The 22,775-nt window shown below is 64.6% G+C and carries 19 protein-coding genes and 2 riboswitches; of the genes, 3 read left to right on the top strand and 16 right to left on the bottom strand.

Annotated elements, in window-relative coordinates:
* Positions 1 to 23: 23 nt before the first annotated feature.
* The 5 genes from cobG to EY713_RS14735 all read right to left on the bottom strand — a co-directional run bounded on the left by cobG (position 24) and on the right by EY713_RS14735 (position 7,210).
* The gene (gene cobG, locus EY713_RS14755) at positions 24 to 1,343 is read right to left on the bottom strand and encodes a precorrin-3B synthase (RefSeq protein WP_131116052.1); all 1,320 of its coding nucleotides are present in this window, start codon (positions 1,341 to 1,343) and stop codon (positions 24 to 26) included.
* A 290-nt stretch (positions 1,344 to 1,633) separates the two neighbouring features.
* Positions 1,634 to 4,942 (bottom strand): cobaltochelatase subunit CobN, encoded by a 3,309-nt coding sequence (gene cobN, locus EY713_RS14750; RefSeq protein ID WP_131116050.1) that lies wholly within the window; start codon positions 4,940 to 4,942, stop codon positions 1,634 to 1,636.
* A 9-nt stretch (positions 4,943 to 4,951) separates the two neighbouring features.
* Complete coding sequence (gene cobW, locus EY713_RS14745) at positions 4,952 to 6,004, bottom strand: cobalamin biosynthesis protein CobW (RefSeq protein WP_131116048.1); 1,053 nt, start codon at positions 6,002 to 6,004, stop codon at positions 4,952 to 4,954.
* Positions 6,001 to 6,432, bottom strand: a complete 432-nt coding sequence (locus EY713_RS14740; protein ID WP_342635951.1) for a DUF1636 family protein — start codon at positions 6,430 to 6,432, stop codon at positions 6,001 to 6,003. Before EY713_RS14740 ends, cobW begins: the two co-directional genes overlap by 4 nt.
* A 124-nt stretch (positions 6,433 to 6,556) precedes the next feature.
* Positions 6,557 to 6,775: riboswitch (cobalamin riboswitch) on the bottom strand.
* A gap of 21 nt (positions 6,776 to 6,796) precedes the next feature.
* The gene (locus EY713_RS14735) at positions 6,797 to 7,210 is read right to left on the bottom strand and encodes a GFA family protein (RefSeq protein WP_131116045.1); all 414 of its coding nucleotides are present in this window, start codon (positions 7,208 to 7,210) and stop codon (positions 6,797 to 6,799) included.
* A gap of 225 nt (positions 7,211 to 7,435) precedes the next feature.
* On the opposite strand from EY713_RS14735, the gene EY713_RS14730 reads away from it, so the two are divergent.
* A complete protein-coding gene (locus tag EY713_RS14730; RefSeq protein ID WP_210215274.1) occupies positions 7,436 to 7,753 on the top strand; it encodes an ArsR/SmtB family transcription factor in 318 nt (105 codons plus the stop codon).
* Here EY713_RS14730 and apaG read toward each other — a convergent pair.
* Both apaG and metZ read right to left on the bottom strand, forming a co-directional pair.
* Positions 7,750 to 8,142, bottom strand: a complete 393-nt coding sequence (gene apaG / locus EY713_RS14725; RefSeq protein ID WP_131116042.1) for a Co2+/Mg2+ efflux protein ApaG — start codon at positions 8,140 to 8,142, stop codon at positions 7,750 to 7,752. The genes EY713_RS14730 and apaG overlap by 4 nt on opposite strands.
* Positions 8,143 to 8,249: 107 nt before the next feature.
* Positions 8,250 to 9,383 (bottom strand): O-succinylhomoserine sulfhydrylase, encoded by a 1,134-nt coding sequence (gene metZ / locus EY713_RS14720; RefSeq protein WP_131194363.1) that lies wholly within the window; start codon positions 9,381 to 9,383, stop codon positions 8,250 to 8,252.
* Between the two features lie 156 nt (positions 9,384 to 9,539).
* Positions 9,540 to 9,618: riboswitch (SAM riboswitch) on the bottom strand.
* A 98-nt stretch (positions 9,619 to 9,716) separates the two neighbouring features.
* Here metZ and EY713_RS14715 point away from each other — a divergent pair.
* On the top strand, positions 9,717 to 10,826 hold the full coding sequence (locus tag EY713_RS14715; RefSeq protein ID WP_131116038.1) for a 2'-deoxycytidine 5'-triphosphate deaminase: 1,110 nt from the start codon (positions 9,717 to 9,719) through the stop codon (positions 10,824 to 10,826).
* Positions 10,827 to 10,839: 13 nt separating this feature from the next.
* On the opposite strand, the gene EY713_RS14710 is transcribed toward EY713_RS14715, so the two are convergent.
* Positions 10,840 to 11,295 carry an META domain-containing protein gene (locus EY713_RS14710; RefSeq protein ID WP_131116036.1) on the bottom strand — a complete coding sequence of 152 codons (456 nt, stop codon included), beginning with the start codon at positions 11,293 to 11,295 and terminating at the stop codon, positions 10,840 to 10,842.
* Between the two features lie 272 nt (positions 11,296 to 11,567).
* Here EY713_RS14710 and EY713_RS14705 point away from each other — a divergent pair, with 272 nt between their 5' ends.
* Positions 11,568 to 11,855, top strand: coding sequence for a hypothetical protein (locus EY713_RS14705; RefSeq protein ID WP_131116034.1), 288 nt, complete (start codon positions 11,568 to 11,570; stop codon positions 11,853 to 11,855).
* Between the two features lie 95 nt (positions 11,856 to 11,950).
* Here EY713_RS14705 and hisG read toward each other — a convergent pair whose 3' ends face one another.
* The 8 genes from hisG to EY713_RS14665 all read right to left on the bottom strand — a co-directional run bounded on the left by hisG (position 11,951) and on the right by EY713_RS14665 (position 22,716).
* On the bottom strand, positions 11,951 to 12,937 hold the full coding sequence (gene hisG, locus EY713_RS14700; RefSeq protein WP_131116033.1) for an ATP phosphoribosyltransferase: 987 nt from the start codon (positions 12,935 to 12,937) through the stop codon (positions 11,951 to 11,953).
* Positions 12,934 to 14,085: an ATP phosphoribosyltransferase regulatory subunit gene (locus EY713_RS14695; protein WP_131116031.1), complete on the bottom strand. Its 1,152-nt coding sequence runs from the start codon at positions 14,083 to 14,085 to the stop codon at positions 12,934 to 12,936. The genes hisG and EY713_RS14695 overlap by 4 nt, the downstream gene beginning before the upstream one ends.
* 166 nt (positions 14,086 to 14,251) lie before the next feature.
* On the bottom strand, positions 14,252 to 15,763 hold the full coding sequence (hisS, locus tag EY713_RS14690; protein WP_131116029.1) for a histidine--tRNA ligase: 1,512 nt from the start codon (positions 15,761 to 15,763) through the stop codon (positions 14,252 to 14,254).
* 173 nt (positions 15,764 to 15,936) lie between these two features.
* On the bottom strand, positions 15,937 to 16,632 hold the full coding sequence (locus EY713_RS14685; RefSeq protein WP_131116027.1) for a hypothetical protein: 696 nt from the start codon (positions 16,630 to 16,632) through the stop codon (positions 15,937 to 15,939).
* 80 nt (positions 16,633 to 16,712) lie between these two features.
* Positions 16,713 to 17,195 carry a signal peptidase II gene (gene lspA, locus EY713_RS14680; protein WP_131116025.1) on the bottom strand — a complete coding sequence of 161 codons (483 nt, stop codon included), beginning with the start codon at positions 17,193 to 17,195 and terminating at the stop codon, positions 16,713 to 16,715.
* Positions 17,195 to 20,242: an isoleucine--tRNA ligase gene (gene ileS, locus EY713_RS14675; protein WP_131116023.1), complete on the bottom strand. Its 3,048-nt coding sequence runs from the start codon at positions 20,240 to 20,242 to the stop codon at positions 17,195 to 17,197. The genes lspA and ileS overlap by 1 nt, the downstream gene beginning before the upstream one ends.
* A 247-nt stretch (positions 20,243 to 20,489) precedes the next feature.
* On the bottom strand, positions 20,490 to 21,650 hold the full coding sequence (gene solA, locus EY713_RS14670) for an N-methyl-L-tryptophan oxidase (RefSeq protein ID WP_131116021.1): 1,161 nt from the start codon (positions 21,648 to 21,650) through the stop codon (positions 20,490 to 20,492).
* 13 nt (positions 21,651 to 21,663) lie between these two features.
* The gene (locus tag EY713_RS14665; protein WP_245572735.1) at positions 21,664 to 22,716 is read right to left on the bottom strand and encodes a bifunctional riboflavin kinase/FAD synthetase; all 1,053 of its coding nucleotides are present in this window, start codon (positions 22,714 to 22,716) and stop codon (positions 21,664 to 21,666) included.
* Between the last annotated feature and the right edge of the window lie 59 nt (positions 22,717 to 22,775).

The following is a 22,775-nucleotide window of genomic DNA, read 5'->3' as shown; positions in this document are numbered from 1 at the left end:
ATCGCGGATATAATCATAGGTGGTCAGAACGCTTGCTCCCGGAGCCTTGAGGATGCTGCGTATCCCACGGATTGTGCCCGGTCGACCATGATCGCGAGCATGTCGCCGCGGGTCAGCCCTTGCGTTTCCGGTCGGTCGCCCGCTTTGCCGTCGCGCACGAGATCATAGATGCCCTCCCTCCCGACCAAGGTCATCGCCGCGGCCTCCGGATAGGCGCAGCCCTTGGCGCATCCCGAGACGTGCAGCAGGGTGCCGGAGCCTGGCATGATCAGCGCGGCAGCCAGGATTCCGGCATCCTCCTGCACCGGCGTCGTGGCGCGGAGACAGGCGGGGGCGCCGGAACAGGCGGCGACCCGCAGGCGCGGATCGGCCGGATCGACGATAAGGCCCGAGGCCCCACCGAACTCTCCTCTAACGCTCGCCCAGATCCGGTCCGCCTCCGCTTCGTCCAGCCCCGGAACCAGCAGGGTGCGCCAGGGCGTCGCACGGATCGGGCCGCTGGCGACCGCGGATGCGAAAGCCGCCAGGCCACCGGCCTCCAATCGACCGAACGGCGGCGCGACCCCGACCCACGACGAGGCGGCTCGCCGCCCCACTCCGATCGGCAGGTGCTCGGGGCGCTCCCGAGCCGGAATGTCCGCCCGGGAGACGCCCGCATGCGCCAAGATGGTCTTGGCACCGCAACGCGCGACGAGATCACGCATGCGGTGAGGCTCGAGCTGAAAAACGGCGCAGAGTTCGAGAAACGCGGCCGCCAGCGCCTGAGCGGTCGGTACGACCGCATCGGCCAAACAGGAGCCGACGACGTCACCGCCATCGAGCCGAATCGCGAAGCGAACCTCATTCGGTCCGACCATCGCCTCGAACCCGACATCGACCGGCCGATCGGCAACGGAGAGATAGCCCCCGTCATCGACGCTCCACGCGAATTTCGGCGGCAGGCGCCAGAGCGCGGGATCCGACGCCAGTCGATTTTCCAGCGCTGTGACGATTGCGCGAATGTCGACCAGCGCATCGGGATCGTGACCCGCCAGCGGGCTCGCGATGACGTTGCGGACGGCCTCGCCGTCCGGTGTCGCATCGAGGAGATTCAGGGCATCGAGACAGGACACCAGCTGATCGACCCCTGCAGGCTGCACGCCCCGGAGCTGCAGATTGCCACGTCCGGTGATGTTGATGATGCCGTTCCCGAATCGCCGCGAGAGGTCCGCGACCGCCAAACATTGCGAGGCCGAAAGCCCGGCGGCGCGTGGCTTGAGACGGACCAGGAGGCCGTCACCGGCCATCATCGGCCGCAACGCGCCCGGACACCAGCCGACCCGCATCCCGCCGAGCCCGCTCACGCGCCTCCCGGTGTCCTCTGCTTTGGTAGGGAGCCCGCTCACGCGCCTCCCGGTGTCCTCTGTTGTGGGAGGGAGCCCGCTCACGCGCCTCCCGGTGTCCTCTGTTGTGGGAGGGAGCCCGCTCACGCGCCTCCCGGTGTCCTCTGCTTTGGTAGGGAGCCCGCTCACGCGCCTCCCGGTGTCCTCTGTTGTGGGAGGGAGCCCGCTCACGCGCCTCCCGGTGTCCTCTGTTGTGGGAGGGAGCCCGCTCACGCGCCTCCCGGTGTCCTCTGTTGTGGGAGGGAGCCCGCTCACGCGCCTCCCTCCAGCATCTCGGCCAAAATGCTGGCGACGGAATTGCGGCGAGAGGTCCAGAACTGCCGGTCGATCGCCTGTGTGAAGCGCTCCGCGATGGCGCGGGCCGCCAACGGATTGCTGTCGCACAGGAAATCCCGCACGGCTTCGTCGCCTAACGTCGCTTCGAAGAGAAGATCGAAATGCCGGCTCGGCACGACGTCTGTCGTCGCCGCAAAGGCAAAGAGATTATCGACCGTTTCGGCAATCTCCGCCGCTCCGCGATGGCCGTGCCGCATCTGTCCGGCGATCCAGCGTGGATTGCCGGCGCGCCCGCGCACCGTCCGCGCGATCTCTTCGGCAAGGCTACGCACCGCTTGCCGTCCAGGCACACTCGTATCGGCTTGATAGAGCGCGGGCGTATTGCCGAGCGCGGAGGCGGCTGCCGCGAAGCCCCCCTGATGGTCAGCATAGGTGGCCGCATCGAGCAGATCGGCGCCCGGCTGGTCCTGCACATGGAGATAAACATCGGCCGAGCCCACCTGCGCCCGGAAAGCAGCGCTCGCCTCGACACCCTCGCCCGCCCCATAGGCATGCGAGGTCGCGGCCAAATAGGCTTCGCCAAGCTCGCTTCGGTTCTCCCAGGCGCCTGCCGCGATCGTGCGGGCGATGCCGACGCCATATTGCCCCGGCGCGGCGCCGAACACACGCGGCGGAAGCGCGCCGTCCGGCCCCGCGCACGCCGCCGCCACAAGGGCATTGTCGTCCGCCGTCTCATCCAGCATCGAGACCGCGCGGCTCGCGGCATCGAACAACGCGATTTGCTCGGGAAAGGTGTCGCGGAACAGCCCGGAAATCCGCAAGGTCACGTCCACCCGCGGCCAGTCGAGGAGCGCAGACGGAAGAATATCGTAGCCGAGAACGCGGCTCGACGCCGGATCCCAGCGTGGACGCACGCCGATCAGCGCGAAAGCCTGCCCGAGATCGTCGCCGCCCGTCCGCATCGTGGCGCTGCCCCAAAGGTCGAGCACCAAGCTGCGCGGCCAGTCGCCGTGATCCTGCGCGTATCGCGTCATGACCTCGCTCGCCAGCGCCTTACCGAGATCATAGGCCGTCCGGGTCGGCACGGCACGGGGATCGACCGTGAACAGGTTGCGGCCCGTCGGCAGCACGTCGAGCCGCCCACGCGAGGGCGCTCCGGCCGGACCGGGCGGGACGAACGCGCCATCCAGCGCCGTCAGAAGGCCGGCACATTCAGCCGGCCCGCAGCCCTCTGCGCCTTCAATGACGGCGGCCGGGTTTCGACCGAAGACGTGGAGACCGTCGCCGATCCGCATCTCCTTGATGTCACAGAGCCAAGCGTCGAGCGCCGCCAGGGTCGCATCCGGGTCGGCCGTCGCGTCGAGGCCGCAGTCGGTCGCGACGCCACTCTCGGCGGCTTTGTCCAGAATGAGCTTGGCCAGCACCTTTGCGCGTCGCTGATCGAGCGTGACGGCTTGAGCGTATTCGTCGAACAGGGCTTCCAGATCCAGCGTCACCCCGTGATGACCGGCCTCCATCAGCGGCGGCGTCAGATGCCCGATCGTGACCGCCGCGATACGCCTTTTCGCCTGCGCGGCCTCGCCCGGATTATTGACGATGAACGGATAGACGACCGGCACCGGGCCGAGCACGACTTCCGGTCCGCAGGACTGGCTCAGCGCGACAGCTTTGCCGGGCAGCCATTCGAGCGTGCCATGCGTCCCGAGATGGATCATCGCATCGATTTGCTCGACGACCCTCAGCCAAAGATAGAACGCCACATAGGCGTGGCACGGCGGCAGCGCGGTGTCGTGATAATCGGTCCGCCGGTTGTGTGGCGCACCGCGATCGGGCTGCACCGCGAGCAGGAACGTGCCCGAGCGCAGCATCGGAAAAGCAAACTGCCCGTCGTTAACGACCGGATCGTCACCCGGATCGCCCCAGGCGGCCATGACCGAGGCGGCAAAAGCGGGCGGCAGGCTCTCGAAGAGAAGACGGTAGTCCGCCAGCGACAGAACCGGCGCGCGATCACCCGCCGTGAGTTGCCGCATCACCGAGGCGGAATCCGGCATCGCCCCGATCGAGAAACCTGCCTCGCGCAGGTGATCGGCGATCGTCAGGACGCTGGCGGGCGTATCGAGACCAAGCGCGTAACCGGTGCGGCCGTCGCGGCCCGGATAATCCGAGATCACACAGCCGATTCGGCGCGCGTGGCGCGGTTTGCGAGCGAGTTTGGCCCAGGCTATCGCGAGGTCGGCCGCATGCGCGATCCGGTCGGGTTCGGCGCGATGGACGATCCGCGTGAATTCGAGATCGGACCGACGATCCGCATCGGCCTTGAACGAGATCGCCCCTGCGATGATGCGACCATCCACCTCCGGCAGCACGACGTTCATGGCGAGATCGGCGGCCCCAAGACCGCGTGTCGAGGCCGACCATTGTTCGGCGGTCGCGCCCGCTAGCATGACCTGCAGCACCGGAACCTTGGCCCGATCTGTGATGGCGGCCCGCTGACCGGACCGCGCCGAAAACGCGGTGGTGTTGAGGATGACCTGCGGCGGATCAAATTGCAGCGCGGCGCGGATCGCATCTTTGCTGTCCGGATCCTTGAGGCTGGTGGCGAACAGGCTCGTGACCCGCGCGCCGCGCGCCGCGAGCGCATCGGCCAGAGCCTCGATCGGCGCCGTATCGGCGGCCAGCAAAGCCGAGCGGTAGAACAGGATCAGGGCATGGGGCGCCGTGTCGGAAGCGGCCCGACATCCCGCCTCGAACAGCCCCGCATGCGGGACCGGCTTGGGCTCGTCCCACGCCATCGCGTGACCGGCGCGCGACGCCATGAACCGCAAGGCTTGCCCAATATTGGCCGAACCACCGGATTGGAAATAGGCCCAGAGCCGTCGGAGATCGTCCTGCGGCAGCGTCGAGGCCTTGTCGAGGCGCAGATCCTCACGGCCGTCGCCAGGCACCACGGCGAGGTGAAAGCCGTAGCGCCGCGCCGCCGCGCCGAGCTCTTCGACACCGTAACGCCAATAGTCGAGCCCGCCGAGCAAGCGAACCAGAACGAAACGCGCATACGGCGCGAGTGTCTCGACGAAGAGATCGACCGAATAGGGATGTTTGAGCCGCGCCAGATTGGCGACCCGAAGACTCGGCATTTGGCCGTCTATGGCGTCGAACGCCGCTGCAGACACGGCAAGATCGCTGTCTGTAAACGACAGGACGACGAGATCGGCCGGGCTCAGGGCCAGATCGATCGCGGCCGCCTCATCGTCGAGCGTGCGTTCCTGGGTTTGCAGCAGATGCATGGTCGGCCGTTAGGCTGCCTCCGCCGTTAGGGCCGAGAGATCCGCCTCGATGGCCGCACGGTCGATGCCCTTTTGGCCGATGACAACCAGGCGCCCCTGCCGAACCTCGCCCGCCCGCCAAGGCCTGTCGAATTGCTGGCGGAACCGCGTGCCAACACCCTGCACCAAGAGCCGCATCGGCTTGCCGCGCAGATCGAGAAAACCCTTGATCCGCAGCACATCATGCTTGGCCGCGACCTCTGCGAGGCGGGCCAGCAGACCCTCCGGGTCGCTCAGCGCCGGCACCGCCAGCACGAAGCTATCGAAATCGTCGTGGTCGTGGCCTTCTTCCGCATCGTGATGCGAGGGCCGCGCCGCGAGATCGTCCTCGGCCTTGGCGTCGAGCCCGAGCAGGATCGCGGCTTCGAGCATGCCGTCCTGCGTCGCCACAACCTTGACGGCACGCGGAATGGTGGCGGCGATCTCGGCTTTCACGCGGCCGAGGTCCTCGGCACTCACCAGATCGGTCTTGTTCAGCACGATCAGGTCGGCGCAGAGAAGTTGATCCTCGTAGACCTCCTCGAGCGGATTATCGTGATCCACAGACGCATCGGCGGCCCGTTGCGCCGCGAGCTTTTCGGGATCGTCGGCGAAGCGGCCGGCCGCAACGGCGGCGGCATCGACGACCGCCACGACGCCATCAACCGTCAGACGCGCCCGGATCCCCGGCCAATCGAAGGCTTTGACGAGCGGCTTCGGCAAGGCCAAACCGGATGTCTCGACGATGATGTGATCGGGGCGCGGCGTCAGCGCCAACAGGGCTTCGATAGCGGGCACGAAGTCGTCAGCGACCGTGCAGCAGATGCAGCCATTGGCGAGTTCGACGATGTTTTCCTCCGGGCAGGACTCGATCCCACAGGAGCGTAGGATGTCCCCATCGACCCCGACGTCGCCAAATTCGTTGATGACCAGCGCCAGACGGCGACCGCCGGCGTTTTCCAGAATATGGCGGATGAGGGTCGTCTTCCCGGCACCCAGAAAGCCCGTCACGACCGTAACCGGAACCTTGGCGAGCAATGTCATACGAGGGTCTTTCCTGTTTCGGACGCGGGAGTGGGCGGCAGACGGGCCACGACGCCCTTCTTGATGGCATCGACCCGCAGCTTCCACGGGATCAGTCCATCCGGGGCGGCCGCATAAAGCTTGAGCGCGTCGAGGATGATCGGCGCGGCGGTTTCGGCCGGCAGATCGCCGTAGATGTAGGTCCACTTGCCGGGCGCCGCGAAACTCACCGTGCAGGGCCGCTTGCAGACGCTGAGGCATTCCACCGGCACGAGGTCGACGCGGGCATCCTCGCTCGTCGCGTCGGAGAGGGCGCGGAAGAGGCGCGCACCGGCGCGGTCCTCCATCGGCAGGCTGGGCTCGCCTTCGGCCCGGCATGTCGTGCAAACCATCACCCGCACAGGAGCGGATGCGGCGTCGTGATCGGGGATCGTCGGTGTCGGCTCCACCCAGTTCTCCTCACGCCATCACGGCGCGTTCAGACGGGTGGTGCGCTCCAGCAGAAATGCCGGATCATCGGGTCGAAAGCATACGGCTCGACCGAACAGCCTCCAGGACACCCCGCCCGGCGCGCGCTTCTTGTGACCTGAGGCAGGTTTCCTGGCTCGCGGATACGAACGCTTCGACGTCGCCTTCCCGGGCCGCTCGCGCGGAACCCAGTGGCTCTGATGACGCCGAAACTTTCCGCCTACAGTTGCGGGGGCAGCTGCGGTCTTGGGCCGAGGCCCGCACCGCATTCCCTAGGCCTGTTGCCAGGCCATCCCTTGCGGGACCTTTGGACAGGCTTGTGGTAGCGGGTCGTGGGCGAGCGTGTCAATCGCAAGCCGGAACCGCAGCGGAGTGGAGAGCCGCGACCGGCTCATAGTCCGCCTTTTGTTCACAGAAGATATGTCGCCCCTCCACCAGAGCATTGGGTCGATCGAGGCTGCCGGCCGATATGCTGATGTGGGATCGAGCCGTCGGCTCCCAGAATAATTGCGCGCCGCAGCCCGAACAAAAGCCGCGCCGCGCGGACGGCGAGGATCGATACCATTTCAGCTTGCGGGTTTCACGCAGCTCCAGCGCATCGGGCGCGCAAGCCGTATAGGCTCCATCGTGAGTGTTGGCCCGTTGGCACATGATGCAATGGCAGACCGTCACGGGACGCAGCGGTCCGTGGATGGCGAAGCGGACGCCGCCGCAAAGACAGCTTCCGGTTGTCAAAGAGGGGACGGTCTGAACAGACATGTGGAAGCTCCGGGATTGACCGAAACCTTATATTCCCAATATTCTAGAACTATCAAACCAATCGAGGGCACGTGCAGTGTTTCGTCTGTTCGATCGTTCATCCATCGGTCTGTGGCGGGGCCCATTGCACAGGCTGATCTTGACCATCACCGATCAGACCAACACGCGGCACCCACGCGTCGATAGACGGGCAGCCGCCGCTCCATCCTCGCTTAAAGGATGTTGATGAGCCTCGAACCGTCTCAAAAACCACTCGCTTTTCAGGAAGCGGCCCGCTGCCTTGCCGAACTCGGCCATCCGCACCGGCTGCAGATCTTCAACCTGCTGGTCAAAGCAGGCGAGACGGGCCATTCCGTCGGCGAGATCCAGGATCGGATCGGGATTCCGAAATCGACGCTGTCGCATCATCTCGCGCAGTTGATCGGCATCGGACTGGTCATGCAGACCCGGGAAGGGCGCAGTCTTCGCTGCCGCATCGAGGTCGAGCGCGCGCGACTGATCCAGCAGTTCATCAATGCGTGTTGCGAAGGCCTATCGGCCTAGTTCAACACCCGCTTGGCCTGCGGACTGTCGAGCGAGAAGGGCGGGATCGCGACCGGAAAGGTGTGATCGGCGTCGTCGACCATATGGTAGGTCCCGGTCATGATGCCGCTTGGCGTCGTCAACGGACAGCCCGATGTGTAGCGAAACGACTCGCCGGGTTCGAGAACCGGCTGTTCCCCCACGACTCCCAGTCCCTGCACTTCCTCGACATGGCCGTTTGCATCGGTGATCTGCCAGTAGCGGGACAGCAGCTGAACCCGCAGCCGACTCATATTGGCGATCTCGATCGTATAAGCCCAGAAATAGCGGTCGTTCTTCGGGTCGGACCGGTCCGCCAGATATTCGGGGAAGACCGAGACCTGAATGTCGTGCGTTACTGCCGTATACATGCCGAAGCTCCGCCCAAAGCCGTATCGTGCCGACCGACCTTACTAGAGGACGCGCCGCAAAAAAATGGCTTCGAGCGTTCTTTTGCGAGCGGCGTTCACCGTGATGGTCAATCGGCGTGGTCGAGCGCCCGGCCGATGTCTTCGAGCAAATCATGCACGTCCTCGAGCCCGACCGACAACCGCAGCATGGCGTCGTTGATCCCGAGACCCGCGCGCACCTCGGCGCTGAGACGCTGGTGCGTCGTCGTGGCCGGGTGGGTGATCAGGCTTTTGGCATCGCCCAAATTATTCGAGATCAGGATGACCTTCAGTGCATTGGCGAAGCGGAATGCCGCCGGCTTACCGCCGACCACGTCGAACGCCACCAGCGTCCCGCCGCCCTTCATCTGACGCCGAGCCAGTTCGGCCTGCGGATGGTCGTCGCGGCCCGGATAGATGACGCGGGAGATCTGTTTGTGATCCGCCAGGAAATCGGCGATGCGGCTGGCGCTCGCATCTTGCGCCGCGACGCGCAATGGCAGCGTTTCGAGCCCCTTCAACATGACCCAAGCGTTGAACGGCGACAGAGCCGGCCCGGTCTGCCGCAGGAAGGTCTGCATCTTGGTGTCGATGAAGTCCTGCGAGCCGAGGATGACGCCGCCGAGGCAGCGCCCCTGCCCGTCGATGTGTTTGGTGGTCGAATAGACGACGCAATCGGCGCCGAGTTCGAAGGGGCTCTGCAGCATCGGCGTGGCGAAGACGTTATCGACCGTGAGCAAAGCGCCGCCCGCATGGGCGATCTCGGCCACAGCCGCGATATCGACGAGGCTCAGGGTCGGGTTGGTTGGGCTTTCCAGAAAGACCACCTTGGTCTCTGGCCGCATGGCAGCGCGCCATTGATCGAGATCCTCGCCGTCGACCAGGGTCGACGCCACGCCGAACCGCGGCAACAATTCTTCGACCACGTAGCGACAGGACCCGAACAGCGCCTTGGCCGCCACGACATGATCGCCCGCCTGCACCTGCCCCATCATCGCGGCCGTCACGGCCGCCATTCCTGTGGCCGTGGCGCGCGCGGCCTCGCAACCTTCCAGCAGCGCCATACGGGCCTCGAACATCGCGACCGTCGGGTTCGAGAAGCGCGAATAGACGAACCCGGGATCTCCGCCGTTGAACCGCGCCTCGGCGGCCTCCATCGAGTCGTAGGCGTAGCCTTGTGTCAGGAACAAGGCTTCGGAGACTTCGCCGAATTGCGACCGCATTGTGCCGCCATGAACGAGGCGCGTGGCGGGCCGAAGAGCCGAACGGGTGTTGGCGTTGGAATTGTCCACAAATCCTCCGAATGCAGGAGCGAGGTGCAAACGGGCGCGGCTGGCAAGACGCGTGGAGGCGTCTGCGTTCAAAACGCGAAGCGGGGCCGTTCGGGCGACCCGGCTTTTTAGCGCTTTGTTTAACGTGGCGGCAAGCCAGCCGGCTCAAATGACCACTTCGATTGATGGACTATAGACCGGCGACGCTTGGCGTCAACGGACCTTTGCCGTAACGCTACGGTCCCAATCGGCAACGTCCGCGCTCTAGGAACGACTTCGACAATCATGACGACTTCGCCGCTCTTCCCGCCCGGCCTTCTCGCGGAGCATCAGATCGAGGCCTTGGCGGCCGCAGGCGCCATCGTGTCGACCACGCCGGCGGCACCCGACCAGCATCTGGTGCAACCGGCGAGCCTCGATCTTCGGCTTGGCACGCGGGCGTGGCGCGTGAGAGCCAGTTTCCTGCCCGGTCCGAACCGAACAGTCGAAGCCTGCATCGCAAGCCAGCCTTCGCACGAAATGGACCTGTCGAGCCCCGTCGTGCTGGAGACCGGCACCGTCACGATCGTCGAGCTCGACGAAACCCTGAACCTTCCGGCCTCGATTTCGGCCGCCACCAACCCAAAGAGTTCGACCGGCCGTATCGACGTCTTCACGCGCGTCATCACCGATCAGGCGCGGGAATTCGACTTTGTCGAGGCCGGCTATGCCGGGCCGCTTTACCTCGAAGTCAGCCCGCGCAGCTTTCCGGTGCGCGTGAAGGCGGGATCGCGCCTGTCGCAGATCCGCTTCCGCGCCGGGCAGTCACGGCTCGACGACGCCGCGCATCTCGCGCTGCATCGACGCGACACCCTGGTGTCCGGCTCGACGCCCTCGATCGCGGGTGGCGTGGCGCTTTCGGTCGATCTCGGTGGCTTCGATCGCGGGCTCATCGGCTACCGCGCCAAACGCCACACCGGGCTGATCGACGTCGATACGGTCGGGCTCTACGACCTGCACGATTTTTGGGAACCGCTTCCGCTCCGGTCGCGCAAGGAGCTCGTGCTCGATCCGGGCGAATTTTACATCCTGGCCTCGAAGGAGGCCGTGCATGTTCCGGCCGATCATGCGGCCGAAATGGTGCCGTTCGACCCGCTCGTCGGCGAGTTCCGCGTGCATTACGCGGGCTTTTTCGACCCCGGCTTCGGCGCGTCGGAGGCGGGCGGCACGGGCGCCAGGGCAGTGCTCGAAGTCCGCTCCCGCGATGTGCCGTTCATTCTCGAGGATGGCCAGATCATCGGCCGCCTGCTCTATGAGCGTCTCTCGGAGCGGCCTAAGTCGCTGTACGGCGCTGCGTCGGGCTCGAATTATCAGGCACAGGGCCTGAAGTTATCCAAGCACTTCCGCCCCGACTGAGACCCCGCCCCGGTCAAATCCCGCGTCGAAATTGCATAACGCCGGTGCGACCCTTGATCGTGAGGTCGCCGTTGTCGGAGGCTTGCCAGGTCGGCAGGGAGTGAAGCCCGACCAGAAAGTCGCGCTCGGCCAGCATCGTGGCCTTGTCGCAGGTCTTGCGGGTCAGCGCGATCGCGCCTGCCGCGAGCTTCTGGTCCTTCACCGGGTAAAGCGCCATTGAGAAGGTGTTGCACCCCGAAAAGCCGGTCGCCCGCATGGTCGTATCGAGCGCAAAACTGGGCGCCTCGCCGACCGGGACCTTGCCGTTGATCGACTGCAAGATCCACGTGTTGCCGAGCGGGAATGCCTTCTCTGGTGTGGTCGGCTTCGCGTCTGCCGCCTTGGCGGCCGGATGGCGGGGACTTGCAACGGCCGGAAGACCGATCCCGATCAAAGCGACAGCCGTCAAAACGAGTCGAAAAGCGATCATCACGCAACCTTACTCCGCACAAACTCTATCTAAACCGCTGCTCGAAGCGGTGCAAAGCGCTTTGCTCCCCGCGCTACCCGACCCGATCGGTTCACGATCTTTTGATCGCAAGAATACCGATCGGTACATTATTCAACATGATCAATTACTTGACAAATCGAGCCTGTTTCCTGTGCATAGCAGCCAAGCGCCAAGACGATTGCTCAACATCGGTGCCGGGGTCAAAGCTGGCGGTCTGAGGAACAAACCTCTGAAACCGAAGAGCACGTCTCATGCAGAATAAAGCAGTCTACATCGCTGTTGCGGGTGTGATGCTCGCTTCGACTGCGGCCTTGGCCCAGTCTGCTCCGTCCCGGCCCATCAACGTCCACAATCACTATTCGGTCGGCGCGAGCGACTACCGGGCAACGTCGCGCCCCTCCGATTACGATCTTCCCTACGCAACCGCCGAAGCGCCCGCTCGAGTGGCTGGTCGCCGGACGGTGATCACCGCCGTCCCGCAGGCCACCGTGGCTCCGGAGCCGTGGTATTACGTGAAGGCCAAAGGCAGCGAGCCCTGAGACGACGCATCGGGATCAATCGGCGGCCCCCAAGGTCGGTCTGTCCTGATCCCTGTTCGTCAGTTCACACGGCGCGGCCTTCGGGTCGCGCCGTTTTACGTTCGGCGAACGCGATGAACGAGCGTATCGAACAAGGGGCTATCCGACGCGAACAGATAATCGTTTGTGCGTACCGAAACCGCATGAGCGCCCTGCTCGATGAGCCACTCGGCCAAGGACGCGGCGTCGCGCCGCTTGCATCGGAAGGTCGTCGCCTCCCGCTTTCCCTCGCTGAGAAGCGTGGCGCCGAAACGCTCGGCCGCTTCTTGCCCGAGACCATCGCGGACATCTGGAAAATCGGCCACGACGTCGCGCGTTTGCCGCGCCGTTTCCTCAGCCGCGATGCGCGACAAAATCGCGCGTGCGGTGCGGAGATGCGGTTCGCTCCAGTCGGCCCGCATCGACGCGACCAGATTAGCCTCGGATCGCAGGATGACACCATCATCGAGCACCTTGAGCGCATTTGCCGTGAGGGTCGCGCCCGTCGTCGTGATGTCGACGATCAGTTCCGCCGTGCCAGAGGCAGGAGCCCCCTCGGTCGCGCCGAGACTTTCGACGATCCGGTAGTCGCTGACCCCGTGCTGGGCGAAGAAGCGCCGCGTGAGATCGATGTATTTGGTCGCGACCCGCATCCGCTGACCGCGTCGTGCATGAAAGATCGCCGCCACATCCTCAAGGTCCGTCATCGTTCGGACGTCGATCCAGGCTTGCGGAACCGCAACGACGACATTCGCATTGCCAAAGCCGAGGGGCGCCAGCAGTTCGACGCGGGCGTCGGCGTCCGGCATCGCTTCGCGGATCAGGTCTTCCCCCGCCACCCCGAGATGGACCGATCCGTCCTTGAGGCTTGCCACGATTTCGGAGACCGGCAGATAGGCGACCTCGAGGCCGTCGAAACCCGCCAGCGTGCCGCGATAATCGCGCGCGCCGCGGCCTTGCACGAGCGTGAGACCGGCACGGGCAAAAAACTGGGCCGCATTTTCCTGCAGACGGCCCTTGGACGGGACTGCCACAACGAACGGCGTGTTCGATACGTCGCTCATCGGATCGCTCCTTCGCGGGACGTATCGTCGAGGCGGTCGACCCAGATCGACGCGCCGACGGCCGCGATCGGCTCACGACTGCCGAGTTGTTCGGCCAAGCGGTCGTAGCGTCCGCCGCCGATCAAGACGTCGTCGCCCTCCTGAACCGCGCCGGGGCGCCGTGCCTCGAAGACGAAGCCGGTATAGTAATCGAGGTTGCGTCCAAACGAGGCTTCAAACACCAGCGCATCCATGTCGATATCGCAGGCCGCCATGAAATTGATGCGGTCATCGAAGAGGTCGAGAGCGTCGCCAAGGTCCAGCCCGGTCTCGCGGGCCCAAGCGCGTAGCTTGGCGGAGGCGTCGTCGAGCGACCCGTCGATGGCCAGAAAGCGGTCGAGGCTGTGCCGTTGCTCGTCGGCAAAAGCCGGCGACGCCTTGTTGGCCACCTGAACCAGAAAACGCTCGGCAATCTCGGCAGCGGAGCGGCCACCGACCGATGCGATGCCGGCGATCGACAAGAGATCTTCGACGAGCGCCCGCGCGCCCTTCTGATCCGTCCCGGTCAGGGCCGCCAACACGCCCGAATGGTCACCGATCGCGCTCGGCGCTCCGTTCATGATCGTGTCAATCGTCTGGCCCTTGTCGAGCCCACGCCGCAGCCGACGCTGCCAACTCTCTGGAAGACGCAACGCTTGAAAGACGCGCGACACAAGCCCGGCATCTCCGACGCGGATCGCGAGACCGGCGGTGCCGGCCGCCGCAGCCGCCTCAAGCGAGAGCGCCAAAATCTCGGCATCGGCGGCCGCGATATCGGCCCGCCCGTAGCTCTCGATTCCTGATTGCACACTCTCGGCGGCGTGGCCCGGCCGCGACCGGAAGACGGGACCACAATAGGCGAAGCTGGCCTGTCGGCCAGCGCGATCCGAACCGAGATAGGCGCGGCACAAAGGGATCGTATATTCGGGGCGAAGACAGAGTTCAGCGCCCGCGTCATCGCTGGTCAGGAACAAGCCCGAGCGGATCTCTTCACCGGAAAAATCGATGAAGACCGAGGCCGGGCCGAGGATCGGCAAGTCGATCGGCTCGTAGCCGGACGCCGCGAACCGCGCTAAGAGGGCCGCTTGGCGTCGATCGCCGATCGATACCGCCGTCTGTTCCGAACTCATCGTCAACCGTGCGTCCTCGTCGTTCCGGTCGAGCGTCGGATCGTGCGCCCCATGAGGGTAATGCTCGTCCGACACGTCATTGGCGCGCTTGTAACAAGCGTGGCTGCTCGGCGCGACCGCTTTCGGGACGGAGAGTCAATAGTCCGCAACCGCCGCACCCCGGGGTCTAGGCGTGGCGGGCGAGAACCTCCTGAACGGCCGTTACGAGATCGGCCTCCAAAACTGGAAATTGTGCCTTTTGGCGCAAGTCGAGATAATCGTCGCGGTCTTTGCTGCCCTTGGCGAGTTCCGCCCCAAGGACGAGATCGCGGATCATGACGGTCGCGCCGCCCTCGGCCTGACGCTCGTTGCTGCCTTGAATGACGGCGCAAACGCTGGCGCGCTTGTCGGCATATTTCAACTGCGCGTTCATGCCGGACTGCCCGAGGTAGAGTTCGGCCCGCACGCCCGCCTCGCGTAGCCGCGTCACCAAACCTTGATAATGCGGCAGCTGATCTTTATCGAGCACCAGAACCACGACCGGTCCGGCCGCAGGACCGCCGACAACGATCGGGCTACCGACCGCCTTCAGGGCCGCGAACAACCGCGATACACCAATGGAAAATCCGGTGGCTGGAACGGGTTCGTTGCGAAAGCGCGCCACCAAGCCATCGTAGCGCCCCCCGCCGCCGACCGATCCAAAGCGAACGGGCTTCCCGTCCTCGCCCTGAACCGTGAAGGTGAGATCGGCCTCGAAGACTGGACCGGTGTAATATTCGAGCCCACGCACGACCGATGGATCGAGGATCACCTGATCTTCGCCACAGCCGGCAGCCGCCACCAGAGCCGCGATCTCGCGCAGTTCGGCGACCCCCTCCTGCCCGCGCGCTGAGCCAGCCACGACCTCGGCGAGGTTGACCAGCGTCGCGTCGTTGGTGTCGGTTCCGGCCTCGGTAAAAGCCAGGATCGTGGCGATCGCCGCCTCATCGAGCCCGGCGCCCTTGGTAAAGTCGCCGCTCTCGTCGCGGCGCCCGGACCCGAGCAGCGCGCGAACCCCGTCGGGACCGAGCCGATCGAGCTTATCGATCGCGCGGAGAACGGTCAGTCGTCGCCCGGCCTGATCGGGCGCGCCGAGACCAGCAGCCTCCATGACGCCATCGAGGACCTTGCGATTATTGACCTTGACGCGATAGTCGCCGCGCGGGATGCCGAGCTTCTCTAGGGTCCCGGCCGCCATAACGCACATTTCGGCATCGGCCGCGACAGAGGCGGACCCGACCGTATCGGCGTCGAATTGCATGAATTGACGAAAACGACCCGGCCCCGGCTTCTCGTTCCGAAACACCTGCCCGACGCGAAAACTGCGATAGGGTTTCGGCAGCGTGTCGTAATTCTGGGCCACGTAGCGGGCGAGCGGCGCGGTCAAATCATAGCGCAGAGACAGCCAAGCCTCGTCGTCGTCCTTGAACGAGAAAACACCCTCGTTGGGCCGATCGAGATCGGGCAGGAATTTGCCGAGCGCGTCGGTATATTCGATCAGCGGTGTTTCGACCGCCTCGAAACCGTAGAGCGCGTAATTCTCACGAATGGCCGACAACATCCGATCGGTCGCGGCAAGATCAAGCGGGCCGCGGTCGATCAACCCACGCGGCAGGCGCGGCTTGACGGTCTCGTTGTTGGCCGGAGCATCGATCGACATGGGGCTCTCGCACTCGAGCGGCCGGCCCCGATGACATCAAAGAGGGAAACGGACGACGCTCGATCTGGTTGGTTCGACACCAGGCCATTCGCCCAAGCGTCGAAGGATCAAGCGCGCGTTCTAAGCAACGGCGTCGGGGAGGGCAAGGCCGCCCCCGACGAGCCTAACGAGACTTATTCGTTGGTGGGCGCGCGATAGTAGTTGGCGGCCTTCGGATTCGACTCGTCGACGATCTCGCGCGGTGCTTCCGCCGTGACCTTCACGGTCTTGGTCGCCTTCAAATATCCACGCGGCGGTTGGGTCAGATAAACGCGATCCGGTTCGACACCAGCCGTGACGACATCCGACTTTTTGTCGGCACCCACCATCGCATTGTAGCGGTCGCCTTGCGCCTTCAATTCGTCCGGGCTGAGCAGGTTGCAGGAGCGGTTGTTGTTGGCGAACCCACCGCACTCGTCGGGGCCGCCGCCTTGGCCGCCAGCAACACGGCCACGCATCAATTCTTCCTTCGACAGCACACCATCCCGCGAATTGGCGAAACCATCGAGCATTGGCGCACGGGCTGCTTCGGCAGCCTTGCGCTGCTTCAACACGTCGGGATCCTGCGGCCACGAGCTCGGCCGGGCGGCGCCCTGCTTCACCGGTGCCACCAACCCAGCCTTGGGCGGGAGAACCAGCGGCGGCCGCTCGCGATATTCGATGTCCGGAGAGGTCTTCTCGTGGAGCAACCCCGTGGCGGTCAGCACAGACGAGAACACGTTGTCATAACCGTCGTCGGCAGCACGCGCCTGGGTTCCCGCAAAGGCGAGGCCACTCGCAAGCGCAGCACCCAAGATGACGGTTCGCGTTGTCTTAGAACGATGGGCCAAAGCGAACTCCTTCTTGTTGCGCCGATATCAGGTCGATGTGGTCATGGCGCCTGACCATATTGTCGGTTGATGCCGAGGCTTCACGGCATTTTGGAGGCGGCTCGTTGGAAGATCGACTCGTAGATCAGCAAGATGACGCCGATCACGATCGCGATATCCGCACCGTTGAAAATATACCACGAGAACGTTCTCGCGTGAAACCACACGAAATCCGCCACCGCCCCGTAGGCAAACCGATCGTAGGCATTGCCGAGCGCGCCGCCAATCAAGAGGCCCAGCGCCGCCGCCGTGAACCGGCTGTGCACCCGAAATAACCAGACCACGAGCGCCGCCGTCGCCAGTAGCGTCACGGCCAGCAAGATCACCCTGCCCCGTTCGCTATCGGTCGTGAACAGCGAGTAAGAGATGCCGCGGTTCCAGACGAGGACGAGATCAAGAAACGGCAACAGCCGCACTGGCTGATGGTTGCCAAGATCATAGACGAACAACAGCCACAGCTTCGATGCTTGATCGGCCGCCAAAGCCGCCAGAGCGACCAGAAGCCCGAGAACGCGGATCGGCATCAGGCCGCGCTGCCGCGCAAGGCGGTGTCACGAGCCGCGAGCTCACGCAGCGCGAGCGCGTCGCGCGGTGTCACGTCGGGATAATCGGGATCACCACCAACCGAGGGGGTGATTTTCCACGAGCGAGCGCACTTCCGCCCTTCGGCACGACGCGGCACCACCGCGACGCCGGGCACGTCGGCCTGCCGATAAGCCTCGTCAGGCCCGCGACCGGCCTCGACCGCGATATCCGACACGATACAGACCTCGGCGAAGTCGACCGATCCGAGCAGCGCCACCAAAGCGGCATCATCAACGAAAACCAGCGGCGCGGCTTCGAGCGAGGACCCCATCCGCTTGTTGGCCCGCTCGATCTCGAGCGCACCAGTCACGGCCGAACGCACCCGCCTGATCGCATCCCACTTGGACGCCAGCGCGTCGTCGCGCCACGCCGCTGGAAGATCGGGAAACAATTCGAGGTGGACCGAAGCCGCATCGGGGTAGCGGTTCAGCCATGCCTCTTCGCAGGTGAAGGAGAGGATCGGCGCGAGCCAGACCGTGACGCTCCGGAAAATATGCTCGATCGCGGTCAGTGACCCAAGCCGCTTGGTGCTTGAAAGCGGGTCGCAATAGAGCGAGTCCTTGCGGACATCGAAGTAGAAGGCCGAAAGGTCGGTGTTGAGAAAGGCGGACAGGCGCGCCACAATCCGCTTATAGTCGAAACGCGCATAAGCGTCCCGCACCTCGACATCGAGTTCGGCGAGCCGATGCAGCATGAGCCGGTCGATCTCATCCATCGCGTCATGATCGACCGCCTGCTCGGGCCGGTAATGCGCCAGGGTGCCGAGCATCCAGCGCAGGGTGTTGCGAAGCTTTCGATATGTATCGGACGTGGTTTTCAGGATTTCCGGCCCGATGCGCTGATCGTCCGAATAGTCGACGCCCGCCACCCACAGCCGCAGGATATCTGCGCCGCTGACCTTGATGATGTCCTGCGGCAACGTCTGGTTGCCGAGCGATTTCGACATTTTGCGGCCGCGCTCGTCCAGCGTGAAGCCATGCGTCAGCACGATGTCATAGGGCGCGATGCCGCGGGTGCCACAGCTTTCGAGCAGCGACGAATGGAACCAGCCCCGATGCTGGTCGGAGCCTTCGAGATACATGACCTCGTCGGTGCCGCCGACAGCGCGCCGCTTGATCCCGGCGAGACCAGGGAAATGCACGGCGTCTTCCAAAACGAACGCATGGGTCGACCCCGAGTCGAACCACACATCAAGGATGTCCTGCACCGGCTGCCAAGCCTCGCCGGATAGATCGCCGAGAAAGCGCTCGCGCGCCCCTTCCCGATACCAAGCGTCGGCGCCCTCTGCCTCGAAGGCCGCGATCACGCTGGCATTGACAGTCTCGTCGCGAAGGATCTCGATCGCGCCGCCCTCGGCTTCACGAACAAAGATCGCGATCGGCACGCCCCAGGCACGCTGGCGCGACACGACCCAATCGGGCCGGTTGGCGACCATGCCGGTGATGCGGTTTTCGCCGCTCGCCGGCACCCATTTGGTCTGCACGATCGCTTCGAGCGCGAGCTCGCGCAAGGTCGGGCCACCGTTGGACAGCGCCGCGTCGATCGCACTGGCGTTGTCTCCCCCAAGGCTCATACCGGCGATGGGTTGATCCATCGCGATGAACCATTGCGGCGTGTTGCGGAAGATAACCGGCTTTTTGGAACGCCACGAGTGCGGATAGGGATGCTTGACCTTGCCGCGCGCCACGAGCGTGCCGGCCGCGAGCAGAGCCGCAAAGATCGCTTCGTTGGCGTCGCCCTTCGCCCCGGTTTCGGTCAGGACGCGCTTGCCTTCGAACCCCGGCGCATCAGCCGTATAGGCCCCGTCGGCATCGACCGTGTAGGGAATGCGGGTATCGACCCCAAGGCTCAGAAGCTCACGAGTCCTTGCCATCCACAGGTCGAAATCCTCGCGGCCATGGCTTGGCGCGGTATGCACGAATCCCGTGCCGGCCTCGTCGGTCACATGGTCGCCTTCGAGCAACGGCACAGGAAAATCATAGCCCGGCAAAGTCGTGGCGAAGGGGTGGCGGCAGAGCGTGGCGGCTAAGGTCTCGGACGACACGTCGCCGATCCGCTGGAAGGCAACGACCCGCGCAGCCTTGAACAGTCCGGCCGCAAGCGTATCGGCCAGCACGTAGCGCGCCCCGACATTGGCCCAATTGTCGTCGGCGGCCTCGGTGACGTCGTACATGCCGTATGACACACGCGACGAGAACGCGATGGCGCGATTCCCCGGCATGGTCCAGGGCGTCGTGGTCCAGATGACGATGGACGCGTCCATCATGTCGGCCGAGGGAGATCGCAGCACCGGGAACGCCGCAAAGACGGTGTCGCTGGTATAGTCTTCATATTCGATCTCGGCTTCGGCCAGTGCGGTCTTTTCGACGACGCTCCACATCACCGGCTTCGATCCGCGATAGAGCGTGCCATTGGCCGCGAATTTCATGATTTCGCGGGCGATCTGCGCCTCGGCCGGAAAGCTCATGGTGGTATAAGGGTGGCCCCAATCACCGACGATACCGAGCCGCTTGAACTCCTCCCGCTGGATATCGACCCAGCGCTGCGCGAAGGCGCGACACTGGCGGCGAAACTCGACCTTCGGCACCTCGTCCTTGTTCAGCCCCTTGGCGCGATACTCTTCCTCGATCTTCCATTCGATCGGCAGACCGTGGCAATCCCAGCCGGGTACATAGTTGGAGTCGCGTCCGAGCATCTGCTGGGACTTGGTGACCATATCCTTCAGCAGCTTGTTGAGCGCATGCCCGATGTGGATATTGCCGTTCGCATAGGGCGGGCCATCATGCAGTACGAACTTGTCGCGGCCTTTCGAGGCGGCGCGGAGCTTGCCGTAGAGATCGATCGCGCTCCATCGCTCCAGGATCGCTGGCTCTTTTTGCGGCAGCCCCGCCCGCATCGGAAAGTCGGTCTGCGGCAGAAACAGAGTCGCGGCGTAATCATGCTCGTCGGCAGAAGCGGAGCCGGAGCGGGCTGGCGTGTCTTGCATCGTGAAGAAAGCCGTCGTTCGAGGCCAAGCGGCTCACGGGACTGGCGTTCGTTTGAGCCCTGGCGGAAAGGATGAAGAGCGCTCACGCGCCGGTTTTTCCGGCCCGCTTCCTCGATCAGGCGCGGGCCGACCTAATCCAACGCCTGAAGAAAGGCATGATGAAACCGAGCATGAGCGTTGGTTAGCAGAAGCGCCAGACCGTGTGAAGCGTCTTGCGGCCGGGTCTGCCGCTCGCCAATCCCGGTCGTTAGACGGTGTTGGCCCGACCCCGCGCCCGCTGAAGCGCCGCCAACGAAAACAGCGCGATGGGCAAATCGGAGCCGCCGTCGATCACAAGATCAGCGAGGATTTCACCAATGACGCTGGCGAATTTATAGCCATGGCCGGAACAGGGCGAGGCGACGATCACGCGCGGGTCGGACGGTAGCCGGTCGATCAGAAAGTCTTCGCCGGGCAGCATCGTATAGCGGCAGGTCGTCGTCGCTCGCCGCATCCCCGCTGTCCCAGGCAGACGACGCGCCACGAAGTCGTCGAGCAGCGCCGTATCGCGCTCGTTCACCGGCGCATTCGGCTGGTCGGGGTCGACCGGCTCCATGAAGTGGCAATGTTTGCCGACCTTGAAGCCATCCGGTCCGATGGCCGGGAATCCGAAATATGACCCCGCCTCCCCTTCGTCACGGAGAAACACGGGCATGCGGTCCGGCGTGACCAAAAAAGCGTCGCCCGGCTGGTACCAGGCCACGACCTGACGGATGGGCTGCGCCACCTGTTGCAGATCCGGCACGAGTTCAGCGATCCAGGGTCCTGTCGCCACCACGACCGTCCGGGCGCGCAACCGGCCGAGTGCCGTCGCGATCGTGACACCTGCATCGTCCGGCTCAATAGCCGTGACTTTCTCGTTGAAGCGGAGAACCGCCCCACCCTCAGCCGCGACCTTGAGGTGAGCCATGATGGCGCGCTCGGGTCGCAGATAGCCGCCCTGTGGTTCGAGCAGCCCAACCTCGTCCGCATCGAGCCCGAAAGCCGGATAGCGCTCAGCGACGCGGGCGGGATCGAGGATTTCGAACGGCAGGTCGTGCAATTGGCAGGCGGCGCGCGAGCCGGCCACGATCGCGCTATCGGCTCGTCCGATCTGCAGAACGCCCGTCACGGTTAGGATCTGTTGCCGGGTGAGAATCTCGAGCGATCGCCAATTTTGATACGCGCGGCGAAGCAGCGGCACATAAGCCGGGTCCTCGAAATAACCGAGACGGATCAGGCGACTGTCGCCATGCGATGAACTCAGGGCATGAGCCGGATAATGGCTCTCGATGCCGATGACGCGCTGACCCCGGCTCGCGAGATGAGCGGCTGCGGCACTGCCCATACCGCCAAGGCCGATGACAGCAACGTCGAACCTATCGCTCACGCCGACCATCCGCTCATCGTGTCTCGATTGCAGGCCGCTCAACCTCGCCTCGAGCATGGCGCTCGAGTGCGATGCGGGCCTTGGCCTCGTCGACCGTCATGGCGCGGATCAGATCGTCGATACCGTCGAACTTGGCCTCACCCCTGATCCAGTCGACGAAACCGATCTCGATCGTCTGCCCATAGAGGTCGCCGGTGTAATCGAAGATGTAGGTTTCGAGCAGCGGCGCGCCATTGTCGAAGGTCGGCCGGCGTCCAAAACTCGCGACGCCCCCGCCCGACCAGCCCGGAACCCGCACCGTGACGGCATAAATCCCATGCGCGAGGCGGGAGGTCGGATCGAGGCGCATGTTGGCTGTCGGATAGCCGAGCGTTCGTCCGAGCTTTTGTCCGTGCAGCACCTCGCCGACGACAAAATAATCATGGCCCAGCAGCTTGGCGGCCCGTGCCACTTCCCCGCTTTCCAAAGCGTTGCGGATCGCCGTCGACGACACGGCCGAAAGATCGCCGGCCGGATCGGCCGAAATCTTGCCGATGATCTCCACCGTGAACCCCTCGCTTTGCCCGGCTTCGGCCAAGAAAGCCGGCGTGCCGCTGCGTGCCTTGCCGAAATGAAAATCGTAACCGACAACGGCCGCCGCAATGCCGAGACGCTCGACCAAAATCGTGCTGACGAAATCCGCCGCCGACAGGCTTGCCATTCTTGCGTCGAACGGCAGCACAATCATGCCGTCCACCGCCACCCGAAACAGCGCCTGCGCCTTGGCGGTTTCGGGTGTGAGGCGAAACAGCGCAGCGCCGCGCCCGAAATAATCGGCGGGGTGCGGCTCGAAGGTGCAGACAGCGCAGGGGCGACCCATCTGCGTCGCCAACGCTTTGGCACGCTCGATGACGGCTTTGTGGCCGCGATGAATGCCGTCAAAATTTCCGATGGCCACGACGGCCCCTCGCAGTGCGGCCGGCATGTCGCCCCGGTCCCACTGCATGTCATAGACCGTGATGGGCGACGCAACGGAGGGCCGCGCCTGCGTCTCTCCATGCGGTTGGTCGCGCGTGTCTATGGTCAAGATCTTGATCAATCCTCGCGGACCCGAAGCCCCGACGCCCTATTCTAGTGCCGATCGGC

The organism is Lichenihabitans psoromatis, from assembly GCF_004323635.1.
Taxonomy (GTDB): domain Bacteria; phylum Pseudomonadota; class Alphaproteobacteria; order Rhizobiales; family Beijerinckiaceae; genus Lichenihabitans; species Lichenihabitans psoromatis.
The sequence above is the reverse complement of the archived record's forward strand: the minus strand, read 5'-3'. Positions and strand labels throughout refer to the sequence as shown.